Source organism: Janthinobacterium leeuwenhoeki (genome assembly GCF_051380795.1).
In the GTDB taxonomy this organism is placed as follows: domain Bacteria; phylum Pseudomonadota; class Gammaproteobacteria; order Burkholderiales; family Burkholderiaceae_D; genus Janthinobacterium.
The window spans coordinates 37,274-61,950 of the sequence record NZ_JBNYXT010000025.1 but is presented as its reverse complement, the minus strand read 5'-3'; the positions used below and the strand labels follow the sequence as shown (position 1 = coordinate 61,950).

Genomic DNA, 24,677 nt, shown 5'->3' with positions numbered 1-24,677 from the left:
TTCAGCCAAACACGGGGCGGAAAAAGCTGCGCTCATAGCTGACGATGCAGCGCGTCTCTTCCGCGTAGCGGAAGGCGGCCTGGCATTCGGCATCCTGCATCGAGTCGCTGCGGTACTGTTCGTACAGGGCCAGGCTGGGAAACGAGAACATGGCCAGCGCGACGTTGTTGGCGCCTTCGGACGGTAAAAAGTAGCCGTGGTGCTGGCCGCCGAAACGTTCGACCAGCGGTATCCACAGCTTGCCGTAAGCTTCGAATTCCCGCAATTTATACGGGTCGATGATGTAACGCAAATAACAGGTGATCATGCGGTTTCCTTGTGAAGGTTCAGATCCATCAGCATGCCAGATTCCCAGGAGCCGATGGCGGCCAGTGGCGAGCCAGGCAAAAAGTCCAGCGCGCAGGGATAGATAAAATCTTCCTGCGCCAGCACGCCGAGCCCGGGCCAGCCGTAAAACAGCAGCTTGCCCTTGCCGATGCGTCCCAGCGCGCTGCCGTCGGGCAGCCAGCGCAAGCCGTTACCCGTGCCGCCACCCGCCTCCACGGGCACCTTGGCCAGACAGCGGCCGTCGGCCAGCGCGTACATGGACAGATACTCCTCGCCGCCCGCATGGTGCAGCACGGCCAGATACTTTCCGTCCGGCGATGGCGCGCAGGACTTCAAGCCTGGCAGCGACAGCACCTTGCGCCCGCCGCCGTCTTGCAAGGGCCAGTCCCATACACTGCAGTAATCAGGCGGTTGCACCTGCCCCTCGTCCACCGATTTGACGCCATGCTGGAGCAGCAAACGCCGCCCGCCATCGATGGCGTAGACACCCCGCAGCATCTCGCCCGGATACACCTGCGTGAACAGCGACTCGCCCGTTTGCGCCGCGCGCACCCGCAGACGGCCATCCCAGCCGCCGTCGGCCAGATACCGGCCGCACGGCGACCACGCGGGGCCGCAGCCTTCGCCATCCTTCTTGTTCTGGAAGTTCAGCAGCAACTGGCCCGCCTGCGCATCCACCACGGCCAGCTGGCCCGTCGTGCTCTTGATGGCCAGCCGGCTACCATCGGGCGAGAAGGCCATGCCCGACATGTGCGCGATGAATTTGCCGCGCCACAGCTTGGTCCGCGCCGCCACGTCCCACAGGACCAGGTCGCGGCCCAGTACGGCCCGGCGCGTGCCATCCGGTGAAAAGCGCACGCCGTAGCTGCAGCCCAGCTTCAAAGGTGTGCGCGCTGCCGTCATGGGCGCGCCAGGCGGTACACGACGCTATCGATATCGTAATGGCGTTCCATGCCCACGTATTGCATGCCCAGGCGCGTCATGACCTTGATCGAGGCGGCGTTGTCCGGGTGCGCCACGGCCACCACTTCGGGCGCGCCGACGACGTCAAACGCATGCGCGACGATGGCGGCGGCCGCCTCGCTGGCATAGCCCTGCCCCCAGCCCGTGCGCGCCAGGCGCCAGCCGATTTCGTGCGGTTTATTTTTTTCGCCATCGAGGTGCTGCAGGCAAGCCATGCCCACCATCTCGCCGTCATCGAGGCGAATCAGCGCCCACCAGGAATAGCCCCACTCGGCCCAGCGCCCCACCAGCCGCGCAACGGCGGCGCGCGTGTCCTCTTCCGCTTCGGGCTGTCCCGCGTTCAGATACGTCATCACCTCGGGATCGGTGTTGAGCGTGCGCATGCGCTCGTAGTGGTTTTCGGTAATCGGTTCCAGGCGCAGGCGCGCCGTCGTCAGTATGGTCATCGCATTTCCTTGGACGAAAAAAAAGACGATACACGATCGTCTTTTTTTAGCAAGAGTGCAAGCGAATTACTTGCCTGCTTCGCCTTTCTTGATCCACGCGGCCAGCTGGTGCGGACGCAGGCCGTCATAGTCTTCGAACGGCTGATGGATCCACGGGTTGTGCGGCAGTTCGTCGAGGAAGTAGTCAGGACGCACGACGGAGCAGCCCTTCAGCCAGATCACGGCCGATTTGACTTCGGTCACGTCAGGGAAGTTTTCCTTCAGGTGACGCGTGACCTTGTCCAGCGTGACGCCCGAATCGGCCAGGTCGTCGACCAGCAGGATGCGGCCGGCCAGCGGGCCCTTGGTCATGGTCATGTACTTGGCGATATCGAGGTCGCCGCGCACCGTGCCCGCGTCTTCGCGGTAGGAGCTGGTCGACAGGATGGCCAATGGCAAATCAAAAATGCGCGAGAACACGTCGCCGGGACGCACGCCGCCGCGCGCCAGGCACAATACCTGGTCAAATTTCCAGCCCGATTCATAGACCTTGAGCGCCAGGCGCTCGATCAGGCGGTGATACTCTTCCCAGTTGACCCAGAGATGTTGATCGTTCGATTGTGGGGTAGTCATGATAGTGGAATCTTATTATTAGCGTGATTAAAAAAATCCGCCTTGCGGCGGATTGTGTCCAGCAGCTTACTCGAATGGGTGGCGCAGTACGATCGTTTCTTCACGATCCGGACCGGTCGAAACCATGTCCACCGGCACGCCGACCAGTTCTTCGATACGCTTGATGTAAGCGCGCGCTGTTGCTGGCAGGGCCGCCAGCGATTTCGCGCCGACCGTGCTTTCCGTCCAGCCTGGCATCTCTTCGTACACAGGTACGCAACGGGCGGCTTCTTCAGCGCCCGATGGGAAGATGTCCGTGGCCACGCCGTCGATGGTGTAGCCGGTGCACAGTTTCAGCGTTTCGATACCGTCCAGCACGTCCAGCTTGGTCAGGCACATGCCCGTCACACCGTTGATCTGCACGGAGCGACGCAACAAGGCGGCGTCGAACCAGCCGCAGCGGCGGGCACGGCCCGTCACGGTGCCGAATTCATGGCCGACTTGCGCCAGGTGGTGGCCGACGCCTGCATCCGTTGGCAGTTCCGAAGGGAACGGGCCGGAACCGACGCGCGTCGTGTAGGCCTTGGTGATGCCCATGATGTAGTGCAGCATGCCCGGGCCCACGCCCGAACCGGCGGCGGCATTGCCGGCCACGCAGTTCGACGAGGTGACGAATGGATAGGTGCCGTGGTCGACGTCGAGCAGGGAACCCTGCGCGCCTTCGAACAGCAGGTTCGCGCCGGCCTTGTGCGCCTTGTACAGCGCGCTCGACACGTCGGTGACCATCGGACGCAGACGCGGCACATAGGCCAGCGCGTCGTCGAGGGTCTTCTGATAGTCGACTTTCGGCGCCTTCAGGTAGTTTTCCAGCACGAAGTTGTGGTAATCGAGGTTTTCGGCCAGCTTTTCAGCAAAGCGCTTCTCGTTCAGCAGGTCGGCGATACGGATCGCGCGGCGCGCCACCTTGTCTTCGTAGGCCGGGCCGATGCCCTTGCCGGTGGTGCCGATCTTCGCATCGCCACGCTTGGCTTCACGCGCCAGGTCGATCGCAGTGTGGTAAGGCAGGATCACGGGCGCAGCGTCCGACACTTTCAGGCGGGAGGCGACTTCGACGCCGACAGCTTCGAGCTTGTCGATTTCGCGCAGCACGTCCGGCACGGAAACGACCACGCCGTTACCGATATAGCAGGCGACGCCTGGACGCATGATGCCCGACGGGATCAGCTGCAGCGCGGTTTTGACGCCACCGATGACCAGCGTGTGGCCTGCATTGTGGCCACCCTGGAAGCGCACCACACCTTGGGCGTGATCGGTCAGCCAATCGACGATCTTGCCTTTACCTTCATCGCCCCATTGGGTGCCGATGACAACAACGTTCTTTGCCATAATTTTCTTTGACATCACTCAACCTAAGTTTTTAAGAATCCAGCTACTACCATTATCGGCAAGTACCAGCACGCGATCGCACTCGAACTCGTCTTGTTCATTACTGTGACCCGGCATACTCTGGATCACGACCTCGCCCGCCTTGCGCAACTCGGCGATTTTTTCCTTCAATTCTGGCGCGCTGCCCCACGGCGCGCGGATCGAATGCTTCCGTTCCGCGGTCGGCAACAGGCGCGCCAGTTCGCGCAAATCGAGCGAGAAGCCGGTCGCGGGACGAGCCCGGCCGAACGCTTCGCCGACGTGGTCATAACGGCCGCCGCGCGCAACCGCGTTCGGCAAGCCAGGTACATACAGCGCAAACATCGCGCCACTTTCATACTGGTAGCCGCGCAGGTCGGCCAGGTCGATCGCCACTTCGGCGCGGCCCAGGGCCTTGGTTTCCACAGTCGCTGCCAGCGCGGCCAGCTCGGCCAGCGCCTTCAGTACGCCCGGCAACGGCGGCAGCACTTGGCGCGCACGCGCCAGCACGTCGATGTCGCCGTACAGATTCGGCAAGGCCAGCAGCGCATCGCGGGTGACGGGATCGTAGGCGGCGGTCAGCGCACGCAAGCCCGGCGCATCTTTCGCGCGCAGCAAGGTGTACAACGCAGCCTCGTCGCGCACGGCAGCGGCATCTTGCGCAATGATAGCGCGCAACAGGCCAACGTGCGACAAATCCAGGCGCACGCTATCGAAACCGGCCAGTGCCAGCGAAGCGAGCGCCAGTTCCTGGATCTCGGCATCGGCTTCCAGGCCGGCGTGGCCATAGATTTCGGCGCCGATCTGCAGCGGTTCGCGGGTGGCGTGCAGACCCGACGGACGAGTATGCAGCACGCTGCCGGCGTAGCACAGGCGGGTCACGGTGGCACGGTTGAGCAGGTGCGCGTCGATGCGCGCCACTTGCGTCGTCATGTCGGCACGCAGGCCGAGCATGCGGCCCGACAGCTGGTCGACCAGCTTGAACGTGCGCAGGTCGGTATCCTTGCCAGCGCCAGTCATCAGCGATTCCAGATACTCGAGCAGCGGCGGCATGACCAGTTCATATCCGTACAGACGGAAATTATCCAGCATGAGGCGGCGCAGCTCTTCGATCTTGCGCGCTTCCGACGGCAGAACATCGGCAATATTTTCGGGCAAAAGCCAATTCGGCATGAGGGAGCGAGATACGGAAGAAAGTTGAAAAAATGCATCATGCGAGACAGCGGCGGGCGCGCCAAGCAAGAGGCCGAACCTGATATTTTACGCGAAAACACGGGCCTTTAGGGATAAGTTGTCCGAAACGCTGCCGCACAGCCCTAAAAACCCCGCATTTTACGCCTTCCCGCAACAGCATGGCGGGCACAAAAAAACGGGGCCGGCATCGATGCCGGCCCCGCTGCTGCTGCCACCCGACCTTGCGGCCCGGTGCAGTCTCGATGCTGCCTTACTTCTTGGCCGAACCGGCTGCGCCGCCGCCCTTGAAGTACTTGAAGAATTCCGAACTCGGATCGACCACCATCACGTCGCCCTTGTCCTTGAACGTGGCGCGGTAGGCTTCCAGGCTACGGTAAAACTTGTAGAACTCCGGATTCTTGCCAAACGCTTCCGCATACACCTGCGATGCCTTGGCATCGCCCTCGCCGCGGATCTTCTCGGCTTCGCGATACGCTTCGGCCAGGATCACCGTGCGCTGCTTGTCGGCATCGGCGCGGATCTTCTCGGAGTCGGCCGAACCGGTCGAACGCAGCTCATTGGCCACGCGCACGCGCTCGGACTTCATGCGCTCGTACACGGAGTTATTGATCTGCTCGACGTAATCGACGCGTTTCAGGCGCACATCGACGATGCCCACGCCGATGGCCTCGGCCTCGGCCGCCACCTTGGTCTTGATCGCCTGCATCACCTTGCCGCGCTCGCCCGAGATCACTTCGCGCACGGTGCGCTTGGTGATTTCATCGTTCAGGGCGGCCTTGACGATTTGCGACATGCGGTTGCGGGCGCGACTTTCATCGCCGCCGAAGCTGCGGAAGTATGTCTTCGGATTGACGATGCGCCACTTCACATACGCGTCGACGAGGATATTCTTCTTCTCGGCTGTGATGAAGCGTTCCGGCTCCGGCGTATCGAGCGTCAGGATCCGCTTGTCCAGGTAGATGACGTTCTGGAACGGCGGCGGCAGCTTGAAGTACAAGCCAGGTTCGCTGATCACGTCCTTGACTTCACCAAGGGCGAAGACGACGGCGTATTTACGCTGATCGACGACAAACACGGTCGAGGAAAGGAGCATGATCGCGATAAAGCCCGCGATCAGGGCGGCAACGATACGGTTCATTAGCGGCTCTCCCGTTCACGCGAAGAGCGGCTGTCGCGGCGCTGATTGACTTCTACTGTCGGCATGGCTTCCTGTGGCAAAACGGTGTTGGCTGCGGGTGTCGCGGCAGCACGGGCGGCGGCAGCGGCAGCATCGGTGGCAGCCGTCTGGGCGATCAGCTTGTCGAGCGGCAGATACAGCAGATTGCTGCCCGTCTTGGCGTCAACCATGACCTTGCTGGCACTGCTGAACACTTGCTGCATCGTTTCCAGGTACATGCGGTCGCGCGTGACGGCTGGCGCCTTCTGGTACTCGACCAGCACCTGCTTGAAGCGCGAGGCATTACCTTCGGAGTTCTCGGTCACCATGGCCCGGTAGGCCTCGGCTTCCTGCACCAGGCGGAAAGCGGCACCACGGGCTTTCGGAATGACGTCATTGGCGTAGGCCTGGCCTTCATTCTTCTGGCGCTCACGGTCCTGGCCTGCCTTGACGGCATCGTCGAAGGCGGCTTGCACCTGCTCCGGCGGCTGCACGGCCTGCATCGTCACGTTGTTAATCAACACGCCAGCCTTGTAACCTTCAAGAATCTGCTGCATCAATTTTTGCGTGTCGAAGGCCACTTTTTCGCGGCCTTCATACAGCACGAAGTCCATCTTGCTGCGGCCAACCACTTCGCGGATCGCCGTCTCGGCGACCTGGCGCAAGGTGTCTTCCTGATCGCGCAGGCTGAACAGCCATTCCACCGGATCTTTCAGCGTGTACTGCACCGCGAACTGGATGTCGATGATGTTTTCATCGTCCGTCAGCATCAGCGACTCGCTGGCCTGCTTGTTGCGCAGCGACGTGCGATACCCCACTTCCACCGTGCGCACCTGCGACACATTGACGGTTTCATCGCTCTGGAACGGATACGGCCAGCGCCAGTTGAGACCGGCCGGCGCCGTGCGCGTGTATTGGCCAAACGTCAGCACCACGCCGCTCTGGCCCTCTTGCACGATGAAGGCGCCGCTGGCGAGCCAGATGAAGACGGCGATCACGCCGACCACGCCGGCGGTGATGCCGGCGCCCTTCATGTCGGGACGCGGACCACCGCCACCGCCGTTGTTATTGCCGCCATTGTCGGGACGGTTCTTCTGTCCGAAAAAGGCGTTCAGGCGCTGATTGAAATCGCGCCACAACTGATCGAGGTCCGGCGGACCTTCGCCGGGCTTTTTGCCTTCTTGGGCTTTCTTGCCGTCGTCCTTGCGATTGCCCCAGCGGGGATCGTTCAGGGACAACTTCAAGCCTGTTTTTTTGAGTAGGGAGACAAGCATAACTATCGTGTTCCGACTTGGGAGTGGGTGGAAATCGTATCGTCCTCGCCAGGCTCTTCGTCCTGGTCCGGGGCGGCGCCATCGTGCTGGTCGTACTGACCGTCCAACTGATCTTCCTGCGGTGCTGCGTCGTTCTGGTACAGGTGGGCCGAACCGGGCGCCTTCCTGGCCATCTCGACAATCGCATCGCGCAGCAGGTCAAGCCCGCTGCCCTTCTGCGCACTGACGAACACGCGACTGATCGTAGCATATTCGTCGCGCTCCACCGAAGGCTCCAGCCCGGCCGCATCGATTTTGTTCCACACGAGGATTTGCGGAATATGATCGGCACCGATCTCTTTCAAGACCAGGTTGACCTGCTCGATCTGCTCCATGCGTACCGGCGACGCAGCGTCGACGACATGCAGCAGCAGATCGGCATGGATGGTTTCTTCGAGCGTGGCGCGAAATGCCGCCACCAGCTGATGCGGCAATTCGCGCACGAAACCGACCGTGTCCGAGATCACCACATTGCCCACTTCCTGCCCCAGGTAAACCCGGCGCGAGGTGGTGTCGAGGGTGGCGAACAACTGGTCGGCGACATACACGCCGGCCTTGGTCACGGCATTGAACAGGGTCGACTTGCCGGCATTGGTATAGCCGACCAGGGACACCGAGAATGTGTGATTGCGGCCGCGCGCGCGGCGCTGCGTTTCGCGCTGCTTGTGCAGCTTTTCCAGGCGCGCGCGCAAGGCCTTGACACGGTCGCCGATCAGCCGGCGGTCCGTTTCAAGCTGCGTCTCGCCGGGACCGCGCAAGCCGATACCGCCCTTTTGCCGCTCAAGGTGGGTCCAGCCGCGGATCAGGCGCGTGGCCAGATGCTGCAGCTGGGCCAGCTCGACTTGCAGCTTGCCCTCGTGGCTCTTGGCGCGTTGCGCGAAGATATCGAGGATCAGGCTGGTACGGTCGAGCACGCGCACGTTCAGGCGCTTTTCCAGATTGCGCTGCTGGGCAGGTGAGAGGGCATGGTTAAAAATGACGATTTCCAGGCCATCGTTGACGACGACGTCGCCAATTTCATCGGCCTTGCCGCTACCGACAAAATACGCGGAATCGGGACTGGAACGCTTGGCCGTGATGGTGGAAATCGGGTCTGCACCAGCCGAACGCGACAACAGCATGAGTTCTTCCATGCTGGCGGCGAAGTCGCTGTGACCGAAGTCAACCCCGACTAGTGCCGCGCGCATGATGGCATCTGATGAGTTGGGGCGGACGCCGACGCCGATGCAAACGCATCAGCGCCGCTGGCGCGGACGGGGGCGATGGAGGGCGAAAGGCGCTGGGCCGTCAAGCTCAACGCTTTACTCCGCTTCAGATTCAATATTGAGATTGACGGCACGGGCCGGCACCACTGTGGAGATGGCATGCTTGTACACCATCTGTGTCACCGTATTGCGCAGCAATACGACATATTGATCGAACGATTCGATATGGCCCTGCAATTTAATGCCATTGACCAGGTAGATCGAGACAGGAACATGCTCTTTGCGTAATGCATTGAGGAATGGGTCTTGTAACAGTTGCCCTTTGTTGCTCATAACAGCTCCGTTGTTTATGTTGTTGTGTAAGAATTGGAGGCGACTCGCTTGATTTCAAGTGCTCTCACACCTTTCAAAGAAAGAAAGATGCGTCATAGCTACTGTAACCTGTTTTCGCGATCGCTGTCGCGCATGGCGCATTAACACTTTATTATTTCCGTGCAAAAGCCATTGAATTGGCTGTCGGCGCCGCATTATCTCTGCGGCGCCTTAATATGCACTTAATTCAGCTGTTAAATCATTACTTGCTTGGCGTGCGCGCAAACGGGTTTTTACCCGTGCGCAGCTCGATGCGCAGCGGTGTGCCGACCAGCGCAAACGTATCGCGGAAATGTTTTTCCAGATAGCGTTTGTAGGGATCGCCAACGGCGTCGAGCGCATTGCCGTGAATGACGATCACAGGCGGGTTCATGCCGCCCTGGTGAGCATAGCGCAGCTTCGGACGGATTGAGCCCTTGCGGCGCGGCTCCTGCTTCTCCACGGCCTCGATCAGGGCGCGCGTCAGCTTCGGCGTCGACAGGTCGCACATGGCGGCCGCATACGCGGCGTTGAGCGACTTCATCAGTGGACCGATGTTGGTGCCCTTCAGCGCCGAAATGAAATGCATCTGCGCGAACGAGAGGAAATCGAGCTTGCGGTCGATATCGATCTTGATTTCATCGCGCTCGTGCGATTGCAGGCCATCCCATTTATTCACGGCCACGACCAGCGCGCGGCCCGATTCCAGGATAAAGCCGGCGATATGCGCGTCTTGCTCCGAGATATCCTGCTGCGCGTCTAGCATCAGCACCACCACGTTGGCTTCGGAAATCGACTGCAGGGTTTTCACTACCGAGAATTTCTCGATCGCTTCAAACACCTTGCCGCGACGGCGGATACCGGCCGTGTCGATCAAGGTGTACTGCTGGCCATCGCGCTCGAACGGGATTTCGATCGAATCGCGCGTCGTGCCCGGCATGTCGAAGGCGATCACGCGCTCTTCGCCCAGCAGGGTGTTGATCAAGGTCGACTTGCCCACGTTCGGACGGCCGACAAGGGCGATCTTGATGCCGCGGTCGGTCTTTTCCAGCTCTTCAGGCTCATCCGGACGCTGCGCGAACGCCAGGTCCAGCATCACTTCGACGAGGTCGTTGACGCCGTCGCCGTGCGCCGACGAGATCGCGTACGGATCGCCCATGCCCAATTCATAGAATTCGGACACGACGGCCGTATAGCGCATGCCTTCGCTTTTATTGACCACCAGCAAGACCGGGCGACCGCTCTTGCGCAGGAAGTCGACGATGGTCTTGTCATGCGGGGTCAGGCCTTGGCGGCCGTCCACGATGAATACCACTACGTCGGCCTCGGCCACGGCCTGCTTGGTCTGCAGTGCCATCTGGTGCATGATGCCTTCCTTGGCGACGGGTTCGAAACCACCCGTATCGATGACCAGGAAGGGACGTTCGCCGACACGGCCTTCGCCATAGTGACGATCGCGCGTCAACCCAGGCAAATCCGCCACCAGCGCATCGCGCGAGCGGGTCAGACGATTGAATAAAGTCGATTTCCCAACATTGGGTCGACCTACTAGTGCAATTACCGGCTTCATTGTATTACTCGACCGCGAGAGCGGTCACTGTCCCTGATTGGGTTTGAAAAATCAAATTCGAACCGGCAACAACAGGAGCCGAAACAATCGGGCTACCATCGGTGCTGACACGACCTATTAATGCGCCATCTTCCCGTGACAGGAAGTGGATGTAACCTTGATAGTCGCCGACGGCGACGCTGCGGCCGAAAGAGGCCGGCGTCGACAGGCGGCGGCGCGCCAGCGCCTCATTCTTCCAGGCGCTCTGGCCGCCTTCGCGGCTGAACGCCACGACGGCGCCCTGAGCGTCGGCAACAAACACGAAACGCTGGTCGACGGCCACGCCCACATCGGACGAGATCGGCTTGGTCCAGCGCGGCACGCCCGTGGCGGCATCGAAGCAGCCCGCCTTGCCCTGGTACGTGACGGCGCACACTTCGCCTTCGAACACCAGCGGCGTGCCGGCGATGTCGGAGACGCGCTCCAGTTCGGTAGCGCCGCGCGGTTCGCTGACGACGATCTCCCAGCGTACCACACCGGTGGCCGCCGTCAGTGCCAGCAACTTGCCGCCCGGCTGGGCCACGTAGATGTTCGCGCCGCCCAGCACCATGCCCGGCGCATTGCGCAAGGTCAATGCCGGCGTGGCGCGCTGCACCGTCCACTTGCGCTCGCCCGTCCTGGCGTCGAAGCCGACGATGCGGTTGTCCACGCTGCGCACCACGACCACGCCCTGCCCTACGACGGGCGCCGTCAATACTTCGCTGGACGCCTGCGCCTTCCACAGCTGCTTGCCGTCGGCGTCAAACGCCAGCACGGCGCCCTTCGCGGCGCCCACGGCCACGACCGTGCCATCGCTGCCGGCACTGGAGGTGATGTCGCTGCCGGCCTTGATGCGCCACGTTTCACGGCCGCTGGCCGCATCCAGGCGCGCCAGCGCGCCATCGGCGTTGACCACGTACAGGCTGTTGCCGGCCAGTGCAGGCGTGAAGGCGTACACGCCGGCCTTGCCAATCGAATACTTCCAGGCGTCGCGCACGGCGATGCTCGATTTTAACTCGACCAGCTTGGCCGGTTCGACTTTCGGATCTTTCGAGGCGAACGGGTTCCAGGACGAGCAACCGGCCATCAGGGCCAACAGACTTGCAGCTACCAGCTTTTCAGTGACACGCATAAGTGTTATCCAACCTTTTTCTTGTACTTGTAAAGGCAAGGCAGGCGGCGCACCACGCCGCGCGGCCACACCATCAGTGTTCCTGTCAGGCGGCAGCCTTGTCAGCCTTGGCCTTGTCTTCCGGTACCGTACCGCCAATCGCCTCCAGTTTGACCTGGATCAGTTGACGGCCTGGATTGTTCTTGTCCGTCGCGGCTATCGCGGCCAGGTAAGCGGTGCGGGCATCGGCCAGCTTGTTTTGCGCCACCAGGATGTCGCCCTTGCGGTCGGCCACGGCACCGGCAAATTGCGCCACGGAAGCCGTTGCCAGCACTTTCAGTGCTTCATCGTAGGCTTTTTCGTCCAGCAGGACGCCAGCCAGGCGCAGCTTGGCGATGGCCTTGTATTCTTCCGTACCGTGCTCGGCGACCCATTGCAACTGGGTCTTGGCCGTTTTCAGGTCATTCGCGTCAAACGCCACCTTGGCCGCGGCCAGGGCGCTCATCTGCGCATACGCCGTGCCGCTGAAACGCGATTGCATGTCGCCAGCCGCGCGCGTCACCTTGGCGGTGTCCTTGGCGGCGATGGCGTTTTGCAGTTCGTCGTACAGCTGGCCCGCTTGCGCAGCCTGCGTGCGCTGGTAGTACTGCCAGCCAGCCCAGCCACTGTAGCCTGCCAGCGCCACGATCAGGACCCAGGAGGTCAGATTGCCATTGCGCTGCCACCAGGCCTTGAGGGTTGCCAGTTGTTCTTGTTCTTCGTGATCGTATGCCATGGGTCGTCAGTTTTAATGAGTAGTTGATCGAGGGTAGTACGGTCTTGCTGCAAATCAATGGTGATGATGCACGTGGCCGCCAGGACCGTGGTCATGGCCGCAATCGTGGTCGCCGATGATCTGGTCCACCACGTAATCGACGACATCGTCGAACGGCACCGTGTTCTGCTGCGCGCCGGCATCGGCTTCGCGCATGGCTTTTACCGTGGCAACATTGTTGGCGATTTCATCGTCGCCCATGATCACGGCAAACGCCGCACCGCTGGCATCGGCTTTTTTCATTTGCGTCTTGAAGCTGCCGCCACCGTTGCTCGCTGCGCAATGTAGCACAACGTCCAGGCCTGCATCGCGAATCCGCTCGGCCAGCACGAAAGCTTGCAAGCCTGCCTGCTCACCCTGGTGCACCAGGTACACGTCACACTGGGCCGGTTGTTCTGGCTCGGCCGCGTCCTTCATCAGCAGTACCAGGCGCTCGACGCCCATGCCGAAACCGACGGCCGGCGTCGATTTGCCGCCAAACATTTCCACCATGCCGTCATAGCGGCCACCGGCGCACACCGTGCCTTGCGCGCCCAGCTTGTCGCTGACCCACTCGAACACCGTGCGGTTGTAGTAATCAAGGCCGCGCACCAGGCGTGGATTGATGGTGAAAGGAATATTGTTGTGGTTCAAGATCTTCTGCACGCCGTGGAAGTGGGCCAGCGATTCCTCGCCCAGGTAGTCCAGCAGCTTCGGCGCGCCGTTGACCAGATCCTGCATGGCAGGGTTCTTGGTGTCGAGGATGCGCAGCGGATTGCTGTGCAGGCGGCGCTTGGCTTCTTCGTCGAGCAGCTCGCTGTGACTTTCCAGGTAGCTGATCAGGTCGGCGCGGTGGCGCAGGCGCTCGGCCGCGTCACCGATCGAATTCAATTCCAGGCGGATGCCTTCCAGGCCCAGGTCATCCCACAGGCGGCGCGACAGCATGATGATCTCGGCGTCGATATCGGGGCCCGTAAAACCGATGGCTTCCACGCCAAACTGGTGGAACTGGCGGTAGCGGCCCTTTTGCGGACGCTCGTGGCGGAACATCTGGCCCTTGTACCACAGGCGCTTCGGGCCTTCGTAGACGAGGTTGTGCTCGACCACGGCGCGCACCACGCCAGCCGTGCCTTCAGGGCGCAGGGTCAGGTTGTCGCCGTTCATCGAATCGGTGAACGAATACATTTCCTTTTCCACGATATCGGTCACGGCGCCGATGGCGCGCGCGAACAATTTCGTTTCTTCCACGATCGGCGTGCGGATCTGCTGGAAGCCATAGCTTTGCAGCACGGATTGCGCCGTGTTTTCAAACAATTCCCACAGCGGGGCATCGGCTGGCAGCACGTCGTTCATGCCTTTCACGCCGGTGATCTTATCTGCTTTTTTATTTTCGGACATAGTGTTCTCTTTAACTTGATTGTCGGATTACGCGCGTAGCGCTAATCCGACCTACGCTGCTGCGCCATAATGGCTTTTAACATAATTGAGGACGATGTCCTGGAATTCCTCGACGATGCGTTCGCCGCGCAGGGTGACGACTTTTTCGCCGTCGACAAACACGGGCGCGGCAGGCGACTCGCCCGTGCCGGGCAGGCTGATGCCGATGTTCGCATGCTTCGATTCACCGGGACCGTTGACGATGCAGCCCATGACGGCCACATTCATCGCTTCCACGCCCGGATACGACTTTTTCCATTCCGGCATCTGCTCGCGCAAATACGTCTGAATGTTGTCGGCCAGCTCCTGGAAGGTGGTCGACGTCGTGCGGCCACAGCCCGGGCAAGCAATCACCATGGGCGCGAACTTGCGCAAGCCCATGGTTTGCAAAATTTCCTGGCCGACGATGACTTCGCGCGTGCGGTCGCCGCCCGGTTCGGGCGTGAGCGAAATGCGGATGGTGTCGCCGATGCCTTCTTGCAGCAACACGGACAGCGCCGCGGTGGACGCCACGATGCCCTTGCTGCCCATGCCCGCTTCCGTCAGGCCCAGGTGCAGCGGATAGTCGCAGCGCTGCGCCAGTTCGCGGTACACGGCGATCAGGTCTTGCACGCCCGAGACCTTGCACGACAGAATGATCTTGTCGCGCGCCAGGCCCAGCTCTTCGGCGCGCACGGCGTTTTCAATCGCCGACGTCACCAGCGCCTCATACATGACGGCTTGCGCCGGCCATGGGTCGGTGCGGCCTGCGTTTTCATCCATGATGCGCGCCAGCAAGGCCTGATCCAGGCTGCCCCAGTTCACGCCGATACGCACCGGCTTGTCGTAGCGGCAAGCCGCTTCGATCATTTGCGCAAATTGCGTGTCGCGCTTGGCGCCCTTGCCCACGTTGCCGGGATTGATGCGGTATTTCGACAGCGCGCGCGCGCAATCGGGGTAATCGTTGAGCAGGGTATGGCCGTTGTAATGAAAATCGCCCACCAGCGGCACGTCGATGTCCATCTTGTCGAGCTGCTCGCGGATGTAGGGCACGGCCGCAGCCGCCTCGGGACGGTCCACCGTCAGGCGCACCAGTTCCGAACCGGCACGCGCCAGTTCCTTGATCTGAATCGCCGTGCCGATGGCGTCGGCCGTATCCGTGTTCGTCATCGACTGCACCACTACGGGGGCGTCGCCGCCCACCCAGATCTGGCGCTGGCCGTGCGCGATCAGCACCTTGCGGCTGTCGCGCCGGCCGGATGGACCGGAGCCGATCGCTGTTTTCGAGGTAGCCATAATATTATCTTCTAAGTTTGCTTGAACGATTACTGCAATTATTTGATGCTGACGCGCGAAATCGTGCCGCCCGCAACGGTCGGCAGATCCAGCTTGGCGCCGCGCAAGGTTGCCTGCACCACACCCGGCTTGCCCACCACCAGGGTGGCCGGTCCCGTGATATCGAATGTCTCCGTGCTGCCCGCCTTGACCATGCGCGAAATCAGCGGCGTGCTGCCAGGGCGGCGGATTTCCACCCAGGAATCCTGCTCTACCTTCAGCACCAGCGCATTCGCGCCCACGGCAGCTTCAGCGGCGGGCGGCGTGACGCCAGCCGTCGCCGCTGTCGCGGGGGCTGGCACAGCAGCTGGCGGCACGGCGGCGGCCGGCGCCGAAGCGGCGGCGGGAGCGCCTGTCTGCGTATCGTTGCCTGGTGGCGGCGGCACGGAAATCAGGGGCACGGACGGCGACTGCACCGGCGTCAAGTCCTGGCCAGGCTTGATCAGGGTGGTTTCCACGGGGCCCACGTCCGCATGCGCGCTTTCTTTCCCGGCCTGCGAGGACAGCAGGCTGGCCGGCACATAACCGAGTTTATAGGCGCCAACAGCGGCCGCCACGACGACGGCCACGGCGCCGGCGATCCACAGCGGAGTCTGGTTCGACGAGCGCTGCGTCATCGACGGGAAGCGCGATTCCGAGAACGTGGCGGAAATTTCACGCCGCACGGGCGCGGCCTGGTCTTGCGCTGGCGCCGGGTGGACTTCGATCATGGCCACCAGCGGCGCCGCGTCGAGACGCACCACCTTGGCGTAGGCGCGCACGAAACCGCGCACCACGGCCACGTTCGGCAAGGCCGCCATGTCACCCTCTTCCAGCGCGATCACCTGGCGCGGCGCCAGCTTGAGCTGGTCGGCCACCTGTTCCACCGGCCAGCCCAGCGCTTCGCGCTGCGCCTTCAACTGTGCGCCTGCCAACGCAAGATTGCCCTGGGGCTGCTGCTGAGGCGTTTCTGCCCGCTCTGAATTCATTGGTATTCCTGTCTCACTCATCAAACGCCCCATTTTGATAAGCAGCATATTCGGGGGAGCCGGAATGGTGGTGGCGCAAAAGCGCCCCCAGGCCAGCTTCCGCACCCGCATCCCCGAGCTTATGCTGCACCTTGATCCCGAGCCACAGCACATCGGCCGTCTGGCTCTCCATTGTCGCTACTTTACCGAGCCGCTCAAGGTAATGAGCCGCTTGCCGGTAGTCTTGCTGTTGGTAATACACGCGCACCAGGCCGGCATAGGTAATTGCCGCGCCAGGTGCGATGCGCTCCGCCTTGAGCCAGTAGCCGGCGGCGCGCGGGTAATCTTTCATGACCAGGCTGCATGCCGCCGCATTGTGCAGCGCAAGTTCAGGCGTGCCATAGGCGACATCTTGCACAGCGGCATCAAAATACGCCAACGACTGCGCCTCGCGCCCGGTCTGGCACAGAAACAGGCCATAATTATTGCTCAACTCGGGATTGTGGGGCGCGAGGCGCAATGCGTAAAGAAAATCTTTTTCAGCAGCCGCAGGTTGGCGCAGGGCAGCAAAAATCAGGGCGCGCATGCCGCGTACCTGGGCGTTGCCCGGCACCAGTTGCACCGCCTGCTCCGCTTCGGCCAAAGCCACCACAAACTGGTCTTGCATATAATAGGCGCTGGCCAGCTGCAAGCGCAAGGCGGCGCGCTGCTCGACAGATGCAGCTTGCTCCTTGTCTGCGGTGGAAGCACAGCCGGCCAGCAGCACGCCCAGGCTGACAACAGCCACGGCAAGTGCGCCAGAATAAGCCATGCTTCCCCGCATCAGGAGCGTATCTCCACGATCTTGCCGAAATTGGCGCCAAATTTCTGTTGATACTCAGTCATCTTTTCCATGCGTTCCTGCACCCGCGTGCGGTCTTTCACTTCGCCGGCCAGCTGGCCACAGGCAGCATCGATATCGTCGCCGCGCGTCTTGCGTACGGTGGTGACGATGCCGCCATCCATGAGCACCTGGGCAAACGCCTTGATACGCGGGTTTTTCGAGCGGAACAGGCCCGACTCGGGGAAGGGATTGAAAGGAATCAGGTTGAACTTGCAGTTCACGCCGAACTCGCGGTCTTGCACCAGCGCCAGCAGTTCGCGCGCGTGCTCGTCGCTGTCGTTGACGCCGTCGAGCATGCAGTATTCAAACGTGATGAAATCGCGTGGGGCGAATTCCAGGTAACGTTTGCAGGCCGCCATCAATTCCTTCAGCGGATATTTCTTGTTCAGTGGAATCAAACCATCGCGCAAGGCGTCGTTCGAGGCGTGCAGCGAGACGGCCAGGGCCACCGGCACTTCCTGCGACAGCTTGTCCATCATCGGCACCACACCCGAGGTCGACAGGGTCACGCGGCGGCGCGACAAGCCGTAGGCGTTGTCGTCGAGCATCAATTTCAAGGCCGTGACGGTCGGTTCAAAGTTCAGCAGGGGTTCGCCCATGCCCATCATCACCACGTTGGTGATCTGGCGCTCGCCTTTCGGGCCCGGCTCGATACCCTTGGTGCGGCGCAATTCGAATTCGGCCATCCATAACTGGCCGATGATTTCGCCAACGCTGAGGTTGCGGTTGAAGCCTTGCTTGCCCGTCGAACAGAAACGGCAGTTCACGGCGCAGCCGGCCTGGGTCGAGATGCACAGGGTGCCGCGGTTTTCTTCCGGAATGAACACGGTTTCCACGGCATTGCCATTGCCCACGTCGACCAGCCACTTGCGCGTGCCATCCGTCGACGTGTGGTCGCTAATGATGGCCGGGGCGCGCACTTCGGCGCGTGTAGCCAGCTTGTCGCGCAGCGACTTGGCCAGGTCCGTCATGGCGTCGAAATCGGAGGCGCCGAACTGGTGTATCCAACGTTGCAATTGTTTCGCACGAAACGGTTTCTCTCCCAACTCGGCGCAGTAGGCGATGAGTTGCGCGGGATCGAGGTCCAGCAAGTTGGTGAGGGTCGTCGTATTCATGATCATGTCTATTCTAAAAATCCGTCCCCGCGCGCATCAGGAGCGAAAACTCCACAGCGCAGCGGGAACAGGGGGTGATAAGTTATTTCACAGATAACGCCAGGAAATAACGTTATCTAAGGCAATTAAGCCTTCAGTTCTGGGAAGAAGTAAGCGATTTCCACTTTAGCAGCTTCGACAGCGTCGGAACCGTGTACGGCGTTGGCGTCGATCGAATCGGCGAAATCGGCGCGGATCGTGCCTTTTTCTGCTTTCTTCGGATCGGTCGCGCCCATCAGGTCACGGTGGGCCAGAACGGCGTTTTCGCCTTCCAGGGCCTGGATCATGACTGGACCGGAAACCATGAAGTCGACCAGATCCTTGAAGAAGCCGCGTTCTTTGTGCGCTGCGTAGAAGCCTTCAGCTTGTTCGCGCGACAGCTGGGTCATGCGTGCTGCAACGATTTTCAGGCCAGCGTTTTCAAAACGGGAGTAGATTTGACCGATTACGTTTTTTGCAACTGCGTCTGGTTTGATGATCGACAGGGTGCGTTCGATTGCCATGTGTGAAAACTCCAATAAAAAGTAAGGTTTAAAACGGTAAATTGATAACTCAATCAACCTTTGATTTTACCATACTCCACCCCATATCACCCAGACAGGCAGGGGGCATCTTGCGGCCCTGCCCCCGTTTAATGAAATCTTAAGCTGCTTTTTTGGCAAATTCCGGCCCTCATGCTATCCTTAGGTAAAGCAGTAATTTGAATTGACAACACGGAGGCACTATGAATCAGAACATGCAACGCACCTTTGATCTGTCGGGGGGCATGCAGCAAGTCCGCCATCAGGTCTTGCGCAACACTTACTGGCTGCTGGCGCTGTCCATGATCCCGACCGTGCTGGGCGCCTTCATCGGCGTGCAAATGCATTTGCCGATGTTGACCGGCGGCATGGGTTTCATCATCTTCATGGCCGTCGCATTCGGCTTCATGTACGCGATTGAAAAAACCAAGAACTCGGGCCTCGGCGTCGCCGTCCTGCTGGGCTTTACCTTCTTCATGGGCCTGATGCTCACGCCACTGCTGACGCGCACGCTCGGCTACTCGAACGGCGGCATGCTGATCATGACGGCATTCGGCGGCACGGCCACCATCCTGGCCGTGATGGCAACCATCGCCACGGTCTCGAAGCGCGACTTCTCGGCCATGGGAAAATGGCTGTTCGCCGGCGTGATCGTGCTGATCCTGGCATCGGTGGCGAACATCTTCCTGGGCCTGTCGGCGCTGTCGATCGTGATCTCCATGGTCGCCATCGCCATCTTCTCGGCCTACATCCTGTATGACGTGCAGCAAATCATCAACGGTGGCGAGACCAACTACATCTCGGCCACCCTGCGCATCTACCTGGACGTGTACAACATCTTCACCAGCCTGTTGTCTTTGCTGGGCTTCGCCGGCGGCAGCCGCGACTAAGCATGGCGCTTAAACAAAAAGCCGACCCTCGGGTCGGCTTTTTTACGTCTGTGAAAAAAGCCGCCTGCACGGCGGCTGTTCGCGGCAAGTTCACGCCATGCGGCACCGCGATCAAAAGTCGTGATTCGGCGGATACTTGCTATAAAAATCGTTATCCCATTTGAAGTTGGTAAACGCCACCGTCATCGATATGTCGAGCGCTTCGACGAAATGCCAGCAGCCGACGGGCAGGAACAATATCTCGCCCGGCGCCAGTATGCATTCGCGCACCTGCACGTCAGCCATCAGCGGGTAGCGCTGCAGGTCGATGGCGCGCCCGTCGACGGGGGTAAAACAGTGGCGCTGGTTATACACGCGCGCCACCTCGCAGGCAGCCATGATGCGCAGGCGCTTGCGCCCTTGTACCTGCGCCATGAAGTTGTTCGTCAGATCATGGTGGAACGGCGTCACCGTGCCGGCCGGGCCGAACCATAAAAAGCCCGTGCGGCCGCCCTCCTGCTCCAGGTATTCGGGCAGCTGGCCGATATCGTCCCACAGCTCGCGCAAGGCTTGCCGGTTCTGCGAATTGTTGTTCGCCGTCATATAGAAGTCGTTGCTCGCGCCACTGCCCTCGACCAGGCTGGCGTACTCGCCAAAGGCCATCTTGCGCTTGTGTGCCACGCTGTTCATCTCGTATTGCGCGTCCGCTTCGCGGCCAAACTGCACTTCCACCTCGCGCTGCGCGTAATGCTCGCGGAAGTAGGCCGGACTCCACTTGGCCATGGCGGGCCAGTCGTCCATCATGCCCGTGATGATGACGGGCTGGTTGGTGGAATAGTATTCGTCCAGAAACGCTTGCGCGGAAAGCCTCTCGCGACGGGGAATCTCGGGCGGACGCAGCTGGTTCAGCTTGCGCTGGATATCGATCACCCAGTCGCGCTTGGCCAGGCGGTTCGACAGGCGCACGGCACCGGCAAGATACGGGCTGTGCAGCGCCAACCCCACTTCGCGGCGCGCCAGGCTCTCCGCGATGCCAGCCTGTTGCAGCACGGGCATCAAGGCCGACGGATGGCTGCCCAGCATGAGGTTTTCCGCGATCCAGCTGCGCCATTCGCGGCTCAGCTCCTGTTCCGGCTGCTGCTTCTGCTGCTTGACTCCGAATGTCGATACCGCCGCCATCGCCCGTCTCCTGTTTTTATGTGAACAAGCGGCCGGACAGCATGGCTATCCGGCCGCGTCTTACGCTACATCAACATTACCGCACCTTCCACACCTCGGTCGCCAGCACACCATTCGCGTCGCCATCGAGCTCCCACGAGAACGCGCCGCGCAAGCCCTGGTCCTTGACGTATTTCACCTTGGTGCCGATGACGGTCGGATCGTCATAGCTCCACCACTGGCCGCCCGCGCCCGTGTACAGGTACAGTTGCTTGGTCACGGGATGGTAGTAGCGCGTGCCGGCCTTGGCCACAAGGATTTTATAGTCCTCGATGCCCGATTCGTACGTGCCTGGCGCCGTGCCCGTGGCCGCCTGGTACAGGCCATCGCCATTCGGCCCCGGCGCCACGCCCGTCCATCCGCGGCCATAGAACGGGATGCCCAGCAGCAGCTTGTCGCGCGGCACGCCGGCGGCAATCATGTACTGCACCGCCTTGTCGCCCACGTATTCGCGCACCATGCCTGTCGACGGATCGGCAGGGTCGGCAAACAGCTGGGCGTTGAAGTTGGTGCTCGCTTCCCAGCCGCCGTGGAAGTCGTAGGTCATCAGGTTGATCCAGTCCATGTACTGCGAGTACAGGGCCGGTTCCGTATTGTCGATCTTGTCCTTGCCGGCGCCGACAGCGGCCGTCAACAGGTAGCGTTTGCCGTTGGCGGCACCCAGCGCATCGAGCTGACTGCGGAATTCCGCCATCAGCAAGGTGAAGTTGCGCTTGTCGTTCGGGCTGACCGTGTTGTAAGGCTGGCCTCCGCCGACCGGATATTCCCAATCGATGTCGATACCGTCAAAGATGTTGGCCGCCGCGCCCACGCCACCGCGCCCGCCCTGCACCGGCAAGTTGCCCTTGATGTAGATATCGATGCAGGAGCGCACCATCTGCTTGCGCAGGGCGTCCGTGGCGGAACCGACGGAGAAATTCTTCGACCAGCTCCAGCCGCCCAGCGAGATGAACAGTTTCAGGTTCGGGTGCGCCGCCTTCAGCTTTCTCAGCTGCAGGAAGTTGCCCGACAGGGGAGCGTCCCACGGGATGGCCTGGCCATCGACGGTGCGCTTCGGCGTGCGGATGTAGTCGGCCTCGGCATCGCCGCCCGTACCCGCATCCGGCGAATTCGGATTCGTCGCGCCCGGCTCCGCCTTGGTGATCATGGCGCATTCGTAGCCGCCATTTTTCGGATAGATATTGCCGAAGGCGTAGTTGATGAAGGTCAGCTTGTCGGCCACGCCGCTGGTGTGCACGTTCGCCACTTCATAGTCGCGACCATACACGCCCCACTGCGCGAAATAGGAACCGACTTCGCGGCCCGTTGGCGTTGGCGTTGGGGTCGGAGTAGGTGTCGGTGTCGGTGTCGGCGTCGGTGTTGGAGTAGGCGTCGGTGTTGGCGTCGGTGTTGGAGTAGGCGTCGGCGTTGGCGTCGGCGTGGTGCTGCAGATTTCCAGGCTGGTCCACGGCTTGCCCGTGCCGGCGGCGCCGCTACTGGTCGATGGGTTGTCGCCCTGCGTCCAATAGTTGGCGCGGTAATTCGTGCCTGCATAGCTGACGGTGGCGCCCGCGCTGTAAGCCGTCCCGGCCACCCACGCCAGTGCGCAGGTGCCGCCGGTGGGCGTCGGTGTCGGGGTCGGAGTGGGTGTCGGGGTTGGATTCGGCGTTGGCGTTGGCGTTGGGGTGGGAGTCGGTGTCGGCGTCGTGCCGCCATCGCAGGTGCCGCCGGCGCTCCACAGGCTCGGCGTGGAAACGGGATTCCAGCCAGAGCCCACGTGATCGGTCTGCGTCACCAGGGCCGTGTAATTGGCGCCCAGGTAAGTGACCACCGTGCCCGCGTTGTAGGTGCCGCCCTCTTGCCATGGCACGCAGGCGACCACCGTGCTGGCCGCCAGCAATTGCGCGCCAGCCGGCGCGCCGGCGTCGCCGCCACCACCGCATGCCGCCAGCACGCCACCGCTGGCCAGACATACCATCATGTTCCTGATCGTTTTTTTGAGTATTAAATTTTCCACGCTGTCTCCTGTTCAGGTTTGCGGAAATACCACTCTGCTTCAATAAAAAGCTACCCTGTGATTTTGTTTTTTTGCAGTTGCAAGAACAGCATGCTGCTGAAAAAATAGGCGGTCAAGTGGTTTTGAAGTGGCCTCAAAGTGGGCAATACCACTTCGTGCAAAAAGCACGGCAGCATATGCAGGTGGCGTGTTGTCCTACTGGGCAATGAAAAAACAGCAAAGGGAGGGCAAACAGAAGAGATTGATCAAGAAAAAACAGACCAATTTTATAATACGGTGTAAGTGGTATTAGGATGGATCCATGCGAAAAGGCCGAATCTGCGCCAGCCCATGGATAGCCTCAGCGCGCCTGAAAAACGTTCAGAGCAAGGCGCCTTGCCGAAGACAGTACGAATAGTACGGCTAGGCAAGGCAACGCAGCTATGGACGTTTTCTCAGGTGTGCCCTCAGACCAAATCAAACACTGCCATAGATTCGACGTGCGAAGTGTGCGGGAACATATTCACCACGCCCGCCTTGCTCAGCACATAACCCGCTTCCAGCGCCAGGATGCCGGCGTCGCGCGCCAGAGTCGACGGGCTGCACGAAACGTACACGATGCGTTTCGGCAGCAGGTCCGGACGCACTTGCGACAGGCCGACCAGTGCCTGGCACAGGGCCATGGCGCCATCGCGCGGCGGGTCGACGAGGATGCGGTCGAACTTGCCCAGCGCGATCAGGTCGTCCGTCGTCACTTCGAACAGGTTGCGCGTCGAGAACGATGTTTTTTCCGCCAGACCATTGGCCAGCGCGTTTTCCAGCGCCCGCTCCGTCAGGGTGGTACTGCCTTCGATACCCACCACTGCGCTGCCTTGCGTGGCCAGCGGCAAGGTGAAATTGCCCAGGCCGCAGAACAGGTCGGCCACGCGGTCCGTCGGCTGCACTTCCAGCAGGCGCAGGGCTTTCGACACCAGCACGCGGTTGATGTGGTGGTTCACCTGCGTAAAATCGACGGGCTTGAACGGCATCTTGACACCGAATTCCGGCAGCAGGTAGTGCAGTTGCTTGTCCAGCGGATAGAACGGCACAGCCGTTTCCGGCCCCTTGACTTGCAACCACCATTGCACGCCGTATTCGTCGGCAAAAACCTTCAATTTCGTTTCGTCGTCCGCCGTCAACGGCACCATGATGCGCAAGACCATGGCAGTCACGTCTTCACCCACGGCCAGCTCGATCTGCGGCATCTGGTCGAAAATGGACAGCGAACCGATCAGCGCACGCAGGGGCAGCAGCATGTTTGACACGTGTGGCGGCAAGATCTCGCAGCTATCCATGTCGGCAACGAAAGCCGATTTCTTTTCATGGAAACCCACCAGCACGGCGTCCTTCTTCTTGACGTGGCGCACGGACAGGCGCGCGCGGTAGCGGTAACCCCACGTCGGTCCATACATGGGGCGCATGATGCTTTGCGGACGCACCTTACCGATATGCCACAGGTTGTCTTCCAGCACGCGCTGCTTGATCGCCACCTGCGCCGATGGTTCCAGATGCTGCATCGAGCAGCCGCCGCAATTGTCGAAATGCTTGCACTTGGGCGTCACGCGCATCGATGATTCGCGGTGCAGCGCCGTCATGCGGGCCATTTCCCAGTTCTTCTTCTTCTTGTAGGTCACAAAGCTGACGCGCTCACCCGGCAACGCGCCTTCGACAAACACGACCTTGCCCGGCGAGCCGTCTTCGTTTTCAATATGGCCAACGCCACGGGCGTCCATGTCGAGCGATTTGATTTCGATGATATTTTCTTGCATAGCGATCAATAGGTAAGAGTGGGCCAGGACGCAGGGCCGCGCTGGAACTTGAAAGAATGGGGAAAGGTCAGGCGCCGCGAGCGGGGCGTATGATAGCAGATGCGGCCCC

At 61.2% G+C, this 24,677-nt stretch carries 23 protein-coding genes; 1 reads left to right on the top strand and 22 read right to left on the bottom strand.

The genetic code is table 11. From position 1 onward, the window contains the following. Position 1: 1 nt before the first annotated feature. From ACQ4WS_RS18340 to ndk, 19 genes are all read right to left on the bottom strand, one after another. The gene (locus ACQ4WS_RS18340; RefSeq protein ID WP_436478519.1) at positions 2 to 307 is read right to left on the bottom strand and encodes an NIPSNAP family protein; all 306 of its coding nucleotides are present in this window, start codon (positions 305 to 307) and stop codon (positions 2 to 4) included. Then, complete coding sequence (locus ACQ4WS_RS18335; RefSeq protein WP_436478518.1) at positions 304 to 1,230, bottom strand: WD40 repeat domain-containing protein; 927 nt, start codon at positions 1,228 to 1,230, stop codon at positions 304 to 306. The genes ACQ4WS_RS18340 and ACQ4WS_RS18335 overlap by 4 nt, the downstream gene beginning before the upstream one ends. Next, on the bottom strand, positions 1,227 to 1,736 hold the full coding sequence (locus tag ACQ4WS_RS18330) for a GNAT family N-acetyltransferase (RefSeq protein WP_436478517.1): 510 nt from the start codon (positions 1,734 to 1,736) through the stop codon (positions 1,227 to 1,229). Before ACQ4WS_RS18330 ends, ACQ4WS_RS18335 begins: the two co-directional genes overlap by 4 nt. 66 nt (positions 1,737 to 1,802) lie before the next feature. After that, the gene (locus ACQ4WS_RS18325) at positions 1,803 to 2,348 is read right to left on the bottom strand and encodes a phosphoribosyltransferase (protein WP_034752020.1); all 546 of its coding nucleotides are present in this window, start codon (positions 2,346 to 2,348) and stop codon (positions 1,803 to 1,805) included. 66 nt (positions 2,349 to 2,414) lie between these two features. Then, positions 2,415 to 3,728, bottom strand: a complete 1,314-nt coding sequence (locus ACQ4WS_RS18320; RefSeq protein WP_034752021.1) for an adenylosuccinate synthase — start codon at positions 3,726 to 3,728, stop codon at positions 2,415 to 2,417. Positions 3,729 to 3,731: 3 nt separating this feature from the next. Next, positions 3,732 to 4,904 carry an ATP phosphoribosyltransferase regulatory subunit gene (locus tag ACQ4WS_RS18315; protein ID WP_436478516.1) on the bottom strand — a complete coding sequence of 391 codons (1,173 nt, stop codon included), beginning with the start codon at positions 4,902 to 4,904 and terminating at the stop codon, positions 3,732 to 3,734. 271 nt (positions 4,905 to 5,175) lie between these two features. Continuing rightward, positions 5,176 to 6,063 (bottom strand): protease modulator HflC, encoded by an 888-nt coding sequence (gene hflC, locus ACQ4WS_RS18310; protein WP_436478515.1) that lies wholly within the window; start codon positions 6,061 to 6,063, stop codon positions 5,176 to 5,178. Further along, positions 6,063 to 7,355, bottom strand: coding sequence for an FtsH protease activity modulator HflK (hflK, locus tag ACQ4WS_RS18305; protein ID WP_436478514.1), 1,293 nt, complete (start codon positions 7,353 to 7,355; stop codon positions 6,063 to 6,065). Before hflK ends, hflC begins: the two co-directional genes overlap by 1 nt. Positions 7,356 to 7,357: 2 nt before the next feature. Then, the gene (hflX, locus tag ACQ4WS_RS18300; protein WP_436478513.1) at positions 7,358 to 8,581 is read right to left on the bottom strand and encodes a GTPase HflX; all 1,224 of its coding nucleotides are present in this window, start codon (positions 8,579 to 8,581) and stop codon (positions 7,358 to 7,360) included. Between the two features lie 114 nt (positions 8,582 to 8,695). Continuing rightward, a complete protein-coding gene (gene hfq / locus ACQ4WS_RS18295) occupies positions 8,696 to 8,932 on the bottom strand; it encodes an RNA chaperone Hfq (RefSeq protein WP_008450615.1) in 237 nt (78 codons plus the stop codon). Positions 8,933 to 9,173: 241 nt separating this feature from the next. Beyond that, entirely contained in the window at positions 9,174 to 10,520 is a 1,347-nt protein-coding gene (gene der, locus ACQ4WS_RS18290) for a ribosome biogenesis GTPase Der (protein WP_034752028.1), read from the bottom strand. Between the two features lie 4 nt (positions 10,521 to 10,524). Beyond that, complete coding sequence (gene bamB, locus ACQ4WS_RS18285) at positions 10,525 to 11,670, bottom strand: outer membrane protein assembly factor BamB (protein WP_436478512.1); 1,146 nt, start codon at positions 11,668 to 11,670, stop codon at positions 10,525 to 10,527. Between the two features lie 85 nt (positions 11,671 to 11,755). Further along, positions 11,756 to 12,424, bottom strand: a complete 669-nt coding sequence (locus ACQ4WS_RS18280) for a YfgM family protein (protein ID WP_436478511.1) — start codon at positions 12,422 to 12,424, stop codon at positions 11,756 to 11,758. 54 nt (positions 12,425 to 12,478) lie between these two features. Further along, the gene (gene hisS, locus ACQ4WS_RS18275) at positions 12,479 to 13,840 is read right to left on the bottom strand and encodes a histidine--tRNA ligase (protein ID WP_436478510.1); all 1,362 of its coding nucleotides are present in this window, start codon (positions 13,838 to 13,840) and stop codon (positions 12,479 to 12,481) included. 51 nt (positions 13,841 to 13,891) lie between these two features. Continuing rightward, the gene (gene ispG / locus ACQ4WS_RS18270) at positions 13,892 to 15,154 is read right to left on the bottom strand and encodes a flavodoxin-dependent (E)-4-hydroxy-3-methylbut-2-enyl-diphosphate synthase (protein WP_436478509.1); all 1,263 of its coding nucleotides are present in this window, start codon (positions 15,152 to 15,154) and stop codon (positions 13,892 to 13,894) included. 38 nt (positions 15,155 to 15,192) lie between these two features. Then, on the bottom strand, positions 15,193 to 16,161 hold the full coding sequence (locus ACQ4WS_RS18265; RefSeq protein ID WP_436478508.1) for a helix-turn-helix domain-containing protein: 969 nt from the start codon (positions 16,159 to 16,161) through the stop codon (positions 15,193 to 15,195). 13 nt (positions 16,162 to 16,174) lie between these two features. Beyond that, positions 16,175 to 16,906: a type IV pilus biogenesis/stability protein PilW gene (gene pilW / locus ACQ4WS_RS18260; protein ID WP_436478507.1), complete on the bottom strand. Its 732-nt coding sequence runs from the start codon at positions 16,904 to 16,906 to the stop codon at positions 16,175 to 16,177. 56 nt (positions 16,907 to 16,962) lie between these two features. Next, positions 16,963 to 18,138, bottom strand: coding sequence for a dual-specificity RNA methyltransferase RlmN (rlmN, locus tag ACQ4WS_RS18255; RefSeq protein ID WP_436478506.1), 1,176 nt, complete (start codon positions 18,136 to 18,138; stop codon positions 16,963 to 16,965). Between the two features lie 125 nt (positions 18,139 to 18,263). Beyond that, positions 18,264 to 18,680 (bottom strand): nucleoside-diphosphate kinase, encoded by a 417-nt coding sequence (ndk, locus tag ACQ4WS_RS18250; protein WP_034752036.1) that lies wholly within the window; start codon positions 18,678 to 18,680, stop codon positions 18,264 to 18,266. A gap of 233 nt (positions 18,681 to 18,913) precedes the next feature. Here ndk and ACQ4WS_RS18245 point away from each other — a divergent pair, with 233 nt between their 5' ends. After that, positions 18,914 to 19,588: a Bax inhibitor-1/YccA family protein gene (locus tag ACQ4WS_RS18245; RefSeq protein ID WP_411268305.1), complete on the top strand. Its 675-nt coding sequence runs from the start codon at positions 18,914 to 18,916 to the stop codon at positions 19,586 to 19,588. A 111-nt stretch (positions 19,589 to 19,699) separates the two neighbouring features. Here the strand turns inward: ACQ4WS_RS18245 and ACQ4WS_RS18240 are convergent, their stop codons facing one another. From ACQ4WS_RS18240 to rlmD, 3 genes are all read right to left on the bottom strand, one after another. Further along, a complete protein-coding gene (locus tag ACQ4WS_RS18240) occupies positions 19,700 to 20,746 on the bottom strand; it encodes a cupin-like domain-containing protein (protein WP_436478505.1) in 1,047 nt (348 codons plus the stop codon). A gap of 76 nt (positions 20,747 to 20,822) precedes the next feature. Beyond that, positions 20,823 to 22,745, bottom strand: a complete 1,923-nt coding sequence (locus ACQ4WS_RS18235) for a glycosyl hydrolase family 18 protein (protein WP_436478504.1) — start codon at positions 22,743 to 22,745, stop codon at positions 20,823 to 20,825. Positions 22,746 to 23,227: 482 nt separating this feature from the next. After that, positions 23,228 to 24,568 carry a 23S rRNA (uracil(1939)-C(5))-methyltransferase RlmD gene (gene rlmD / locus ACQ4WS_RS18230; RefSeq protein ID WP_436478503.1) on the bottom strand — a complete coding sequence of 447 codons (1,341 nt, stop codon included), beginning with the start codon at positions 24,566 to 24,568 and terminating at the stop codon, positions 23,228 to 23,230. Between the last annotated feature and the right edge of the window lie 109 nt (positions 24,569 to 24,677).

Coding starts and splice junctions, on each gene's coding strand:
- ACQ4WS_RS18265 (WP_436478508.1), bottom strand. CDS start 16,161: ATGAATTCAGAGCGGGCAGAAACGCCTCAGCAGCAGCCCCAGGGCAAT.
- ACQ4WS_RS18325 (WP_034752020.1), bottom strand. CDS start 2,348: ATGACTACCCCACAATCGAACGATCAACATCTCTGGGTCAACTGGGAA.
- bamB (WP_436478512.1), bottom strand. CDS start 11,670: ATGCGTGTCACTGAAAAGCTGGTAGCTGCAAGTCTGTTGGCCCTGATG.
- hflK (WP_436478514.1), bottom strand. CDS start 7,355: ATGCTTGTCTCCCTACTCAAAAAAACAGGCTTGAAGTTGTCCCTGAAC.
- ACQ4WS_RS18340 (WP_436478519.1), bottom strand. CDS start 307: ATGATCACCTGTTATTTGCGTTACATCATCGACCCGTATAAATTGCGG.
- hisS (WP_436478510.1), bottom strand. CDS start 13,840: ATGTCCGAAAATAAAAAAGCAGATAAGATCACCGGCGTGAAAGGCATG.
- ispG (WP_436478509.1), bottom strand. CDS start 15,154: ATGGCTACCTCGAAAACAGCGATCGGCTCCGGTCCATCCGGCCGGCGC.
- rlmD (WP_436478503.1), bottom strand. CDS start 24,568: ATGCAAGAAAATATCATCGAAATCAAATCGCTCGACATGGACGCCCGT.
- ndk (WP_034752036.1), bottom strand. CDS start 18,680: ATGGCAATCGAACGCACCCTGTCGATCATCAAACCAGACGCAGTTGCA.
- ACQ4WS_RS18315 (WP_436478516.1), bottom strand. CDS start 4,904: ATGCCGAATTGGCTTTTGCCCGAAAATATTGCCGATGTTCTGCCGTCG.
- ACQ4WS_RS18235 (WP_436478504.1), bottom strand. CDS start 22,745: ATGATGGTATGTCTGGCCAGCGGTGGCGTGCTGGCGGCATGCGGTGGT.
- rlmN (WP_436478506.1), bottom strand. CDS start 18,138: ATGAATACGACGACCCTCACCAACTTGCTGGACCTCGATCCCGCGCAA.
- ACQ4WS_RS18280 (WP_436478511.1), bottom strand. CDS start 12,424: ATGGCATACGATCACGAAGAACAAGAACAACTGGCAACCCTCAAGGCC.
- ACQ4WS_RS18245 (WP_411268305.1), top strand. CDS start 18,914: ATGCAACGCACCTTTGATCTGTCGGGGGGCATGCAGCAAGTCCGCCAT.
- hflX (WP_436478513.1), bottom strand. CDS start 8,581: ATGCGCGCGGCACTAGTCGGGGTTGACTTCGGTCACAGCGACTTCGCC.
- ACQ4WS_RS18330 (WP_436478517.1), bottom strand. CDS start 1,736: ATGACCATACTGACGACGGCGCGCCTGCGCCTGGAACCGATTACCGAA.
- ACQ4WS_RS18335 (WP_436478518.1), bottom strand. CDS start 1,230: ATGACGGCAGCGCGCACACCTTTGAAGCTGGGCTGCAGCTACGGCGTG.
- hfq (WP_008450615.1), bottom strand. CDS start 8,932: ATGAGCAACAAAGGGCAACTGTTACAAGACCCATTCCTCAATGCATTA.
- hflC (WP_436478515.1), bottom strand. CDS start 6,063: ATGAACCGTATCGTTGCCGCCCTGATCGCGGGCTTTATCGCGATCATG.
- ACQ4WS_RS18320 (WP_034752021.1), bottom strand. CDS start 3,728: ATGTCAAAGAAAATTATGGCAAAGAACGTTGTTGTCATCGGCACCCAA.
- der (WP_034752028.1), bottom strand. CDS start 10,520: ATGAAGCCGGTAATTGCACTAGTAGGTCGACCCAATGTTGGGAAATCG.
- ACQ4WS_RS18240 (WP_436478505.1), bottom strand. CDS start 20,746: ATGGCGGCGGTATCGACATTCGGAGTCAAGCAGCAGAAGCAGCAGCCG.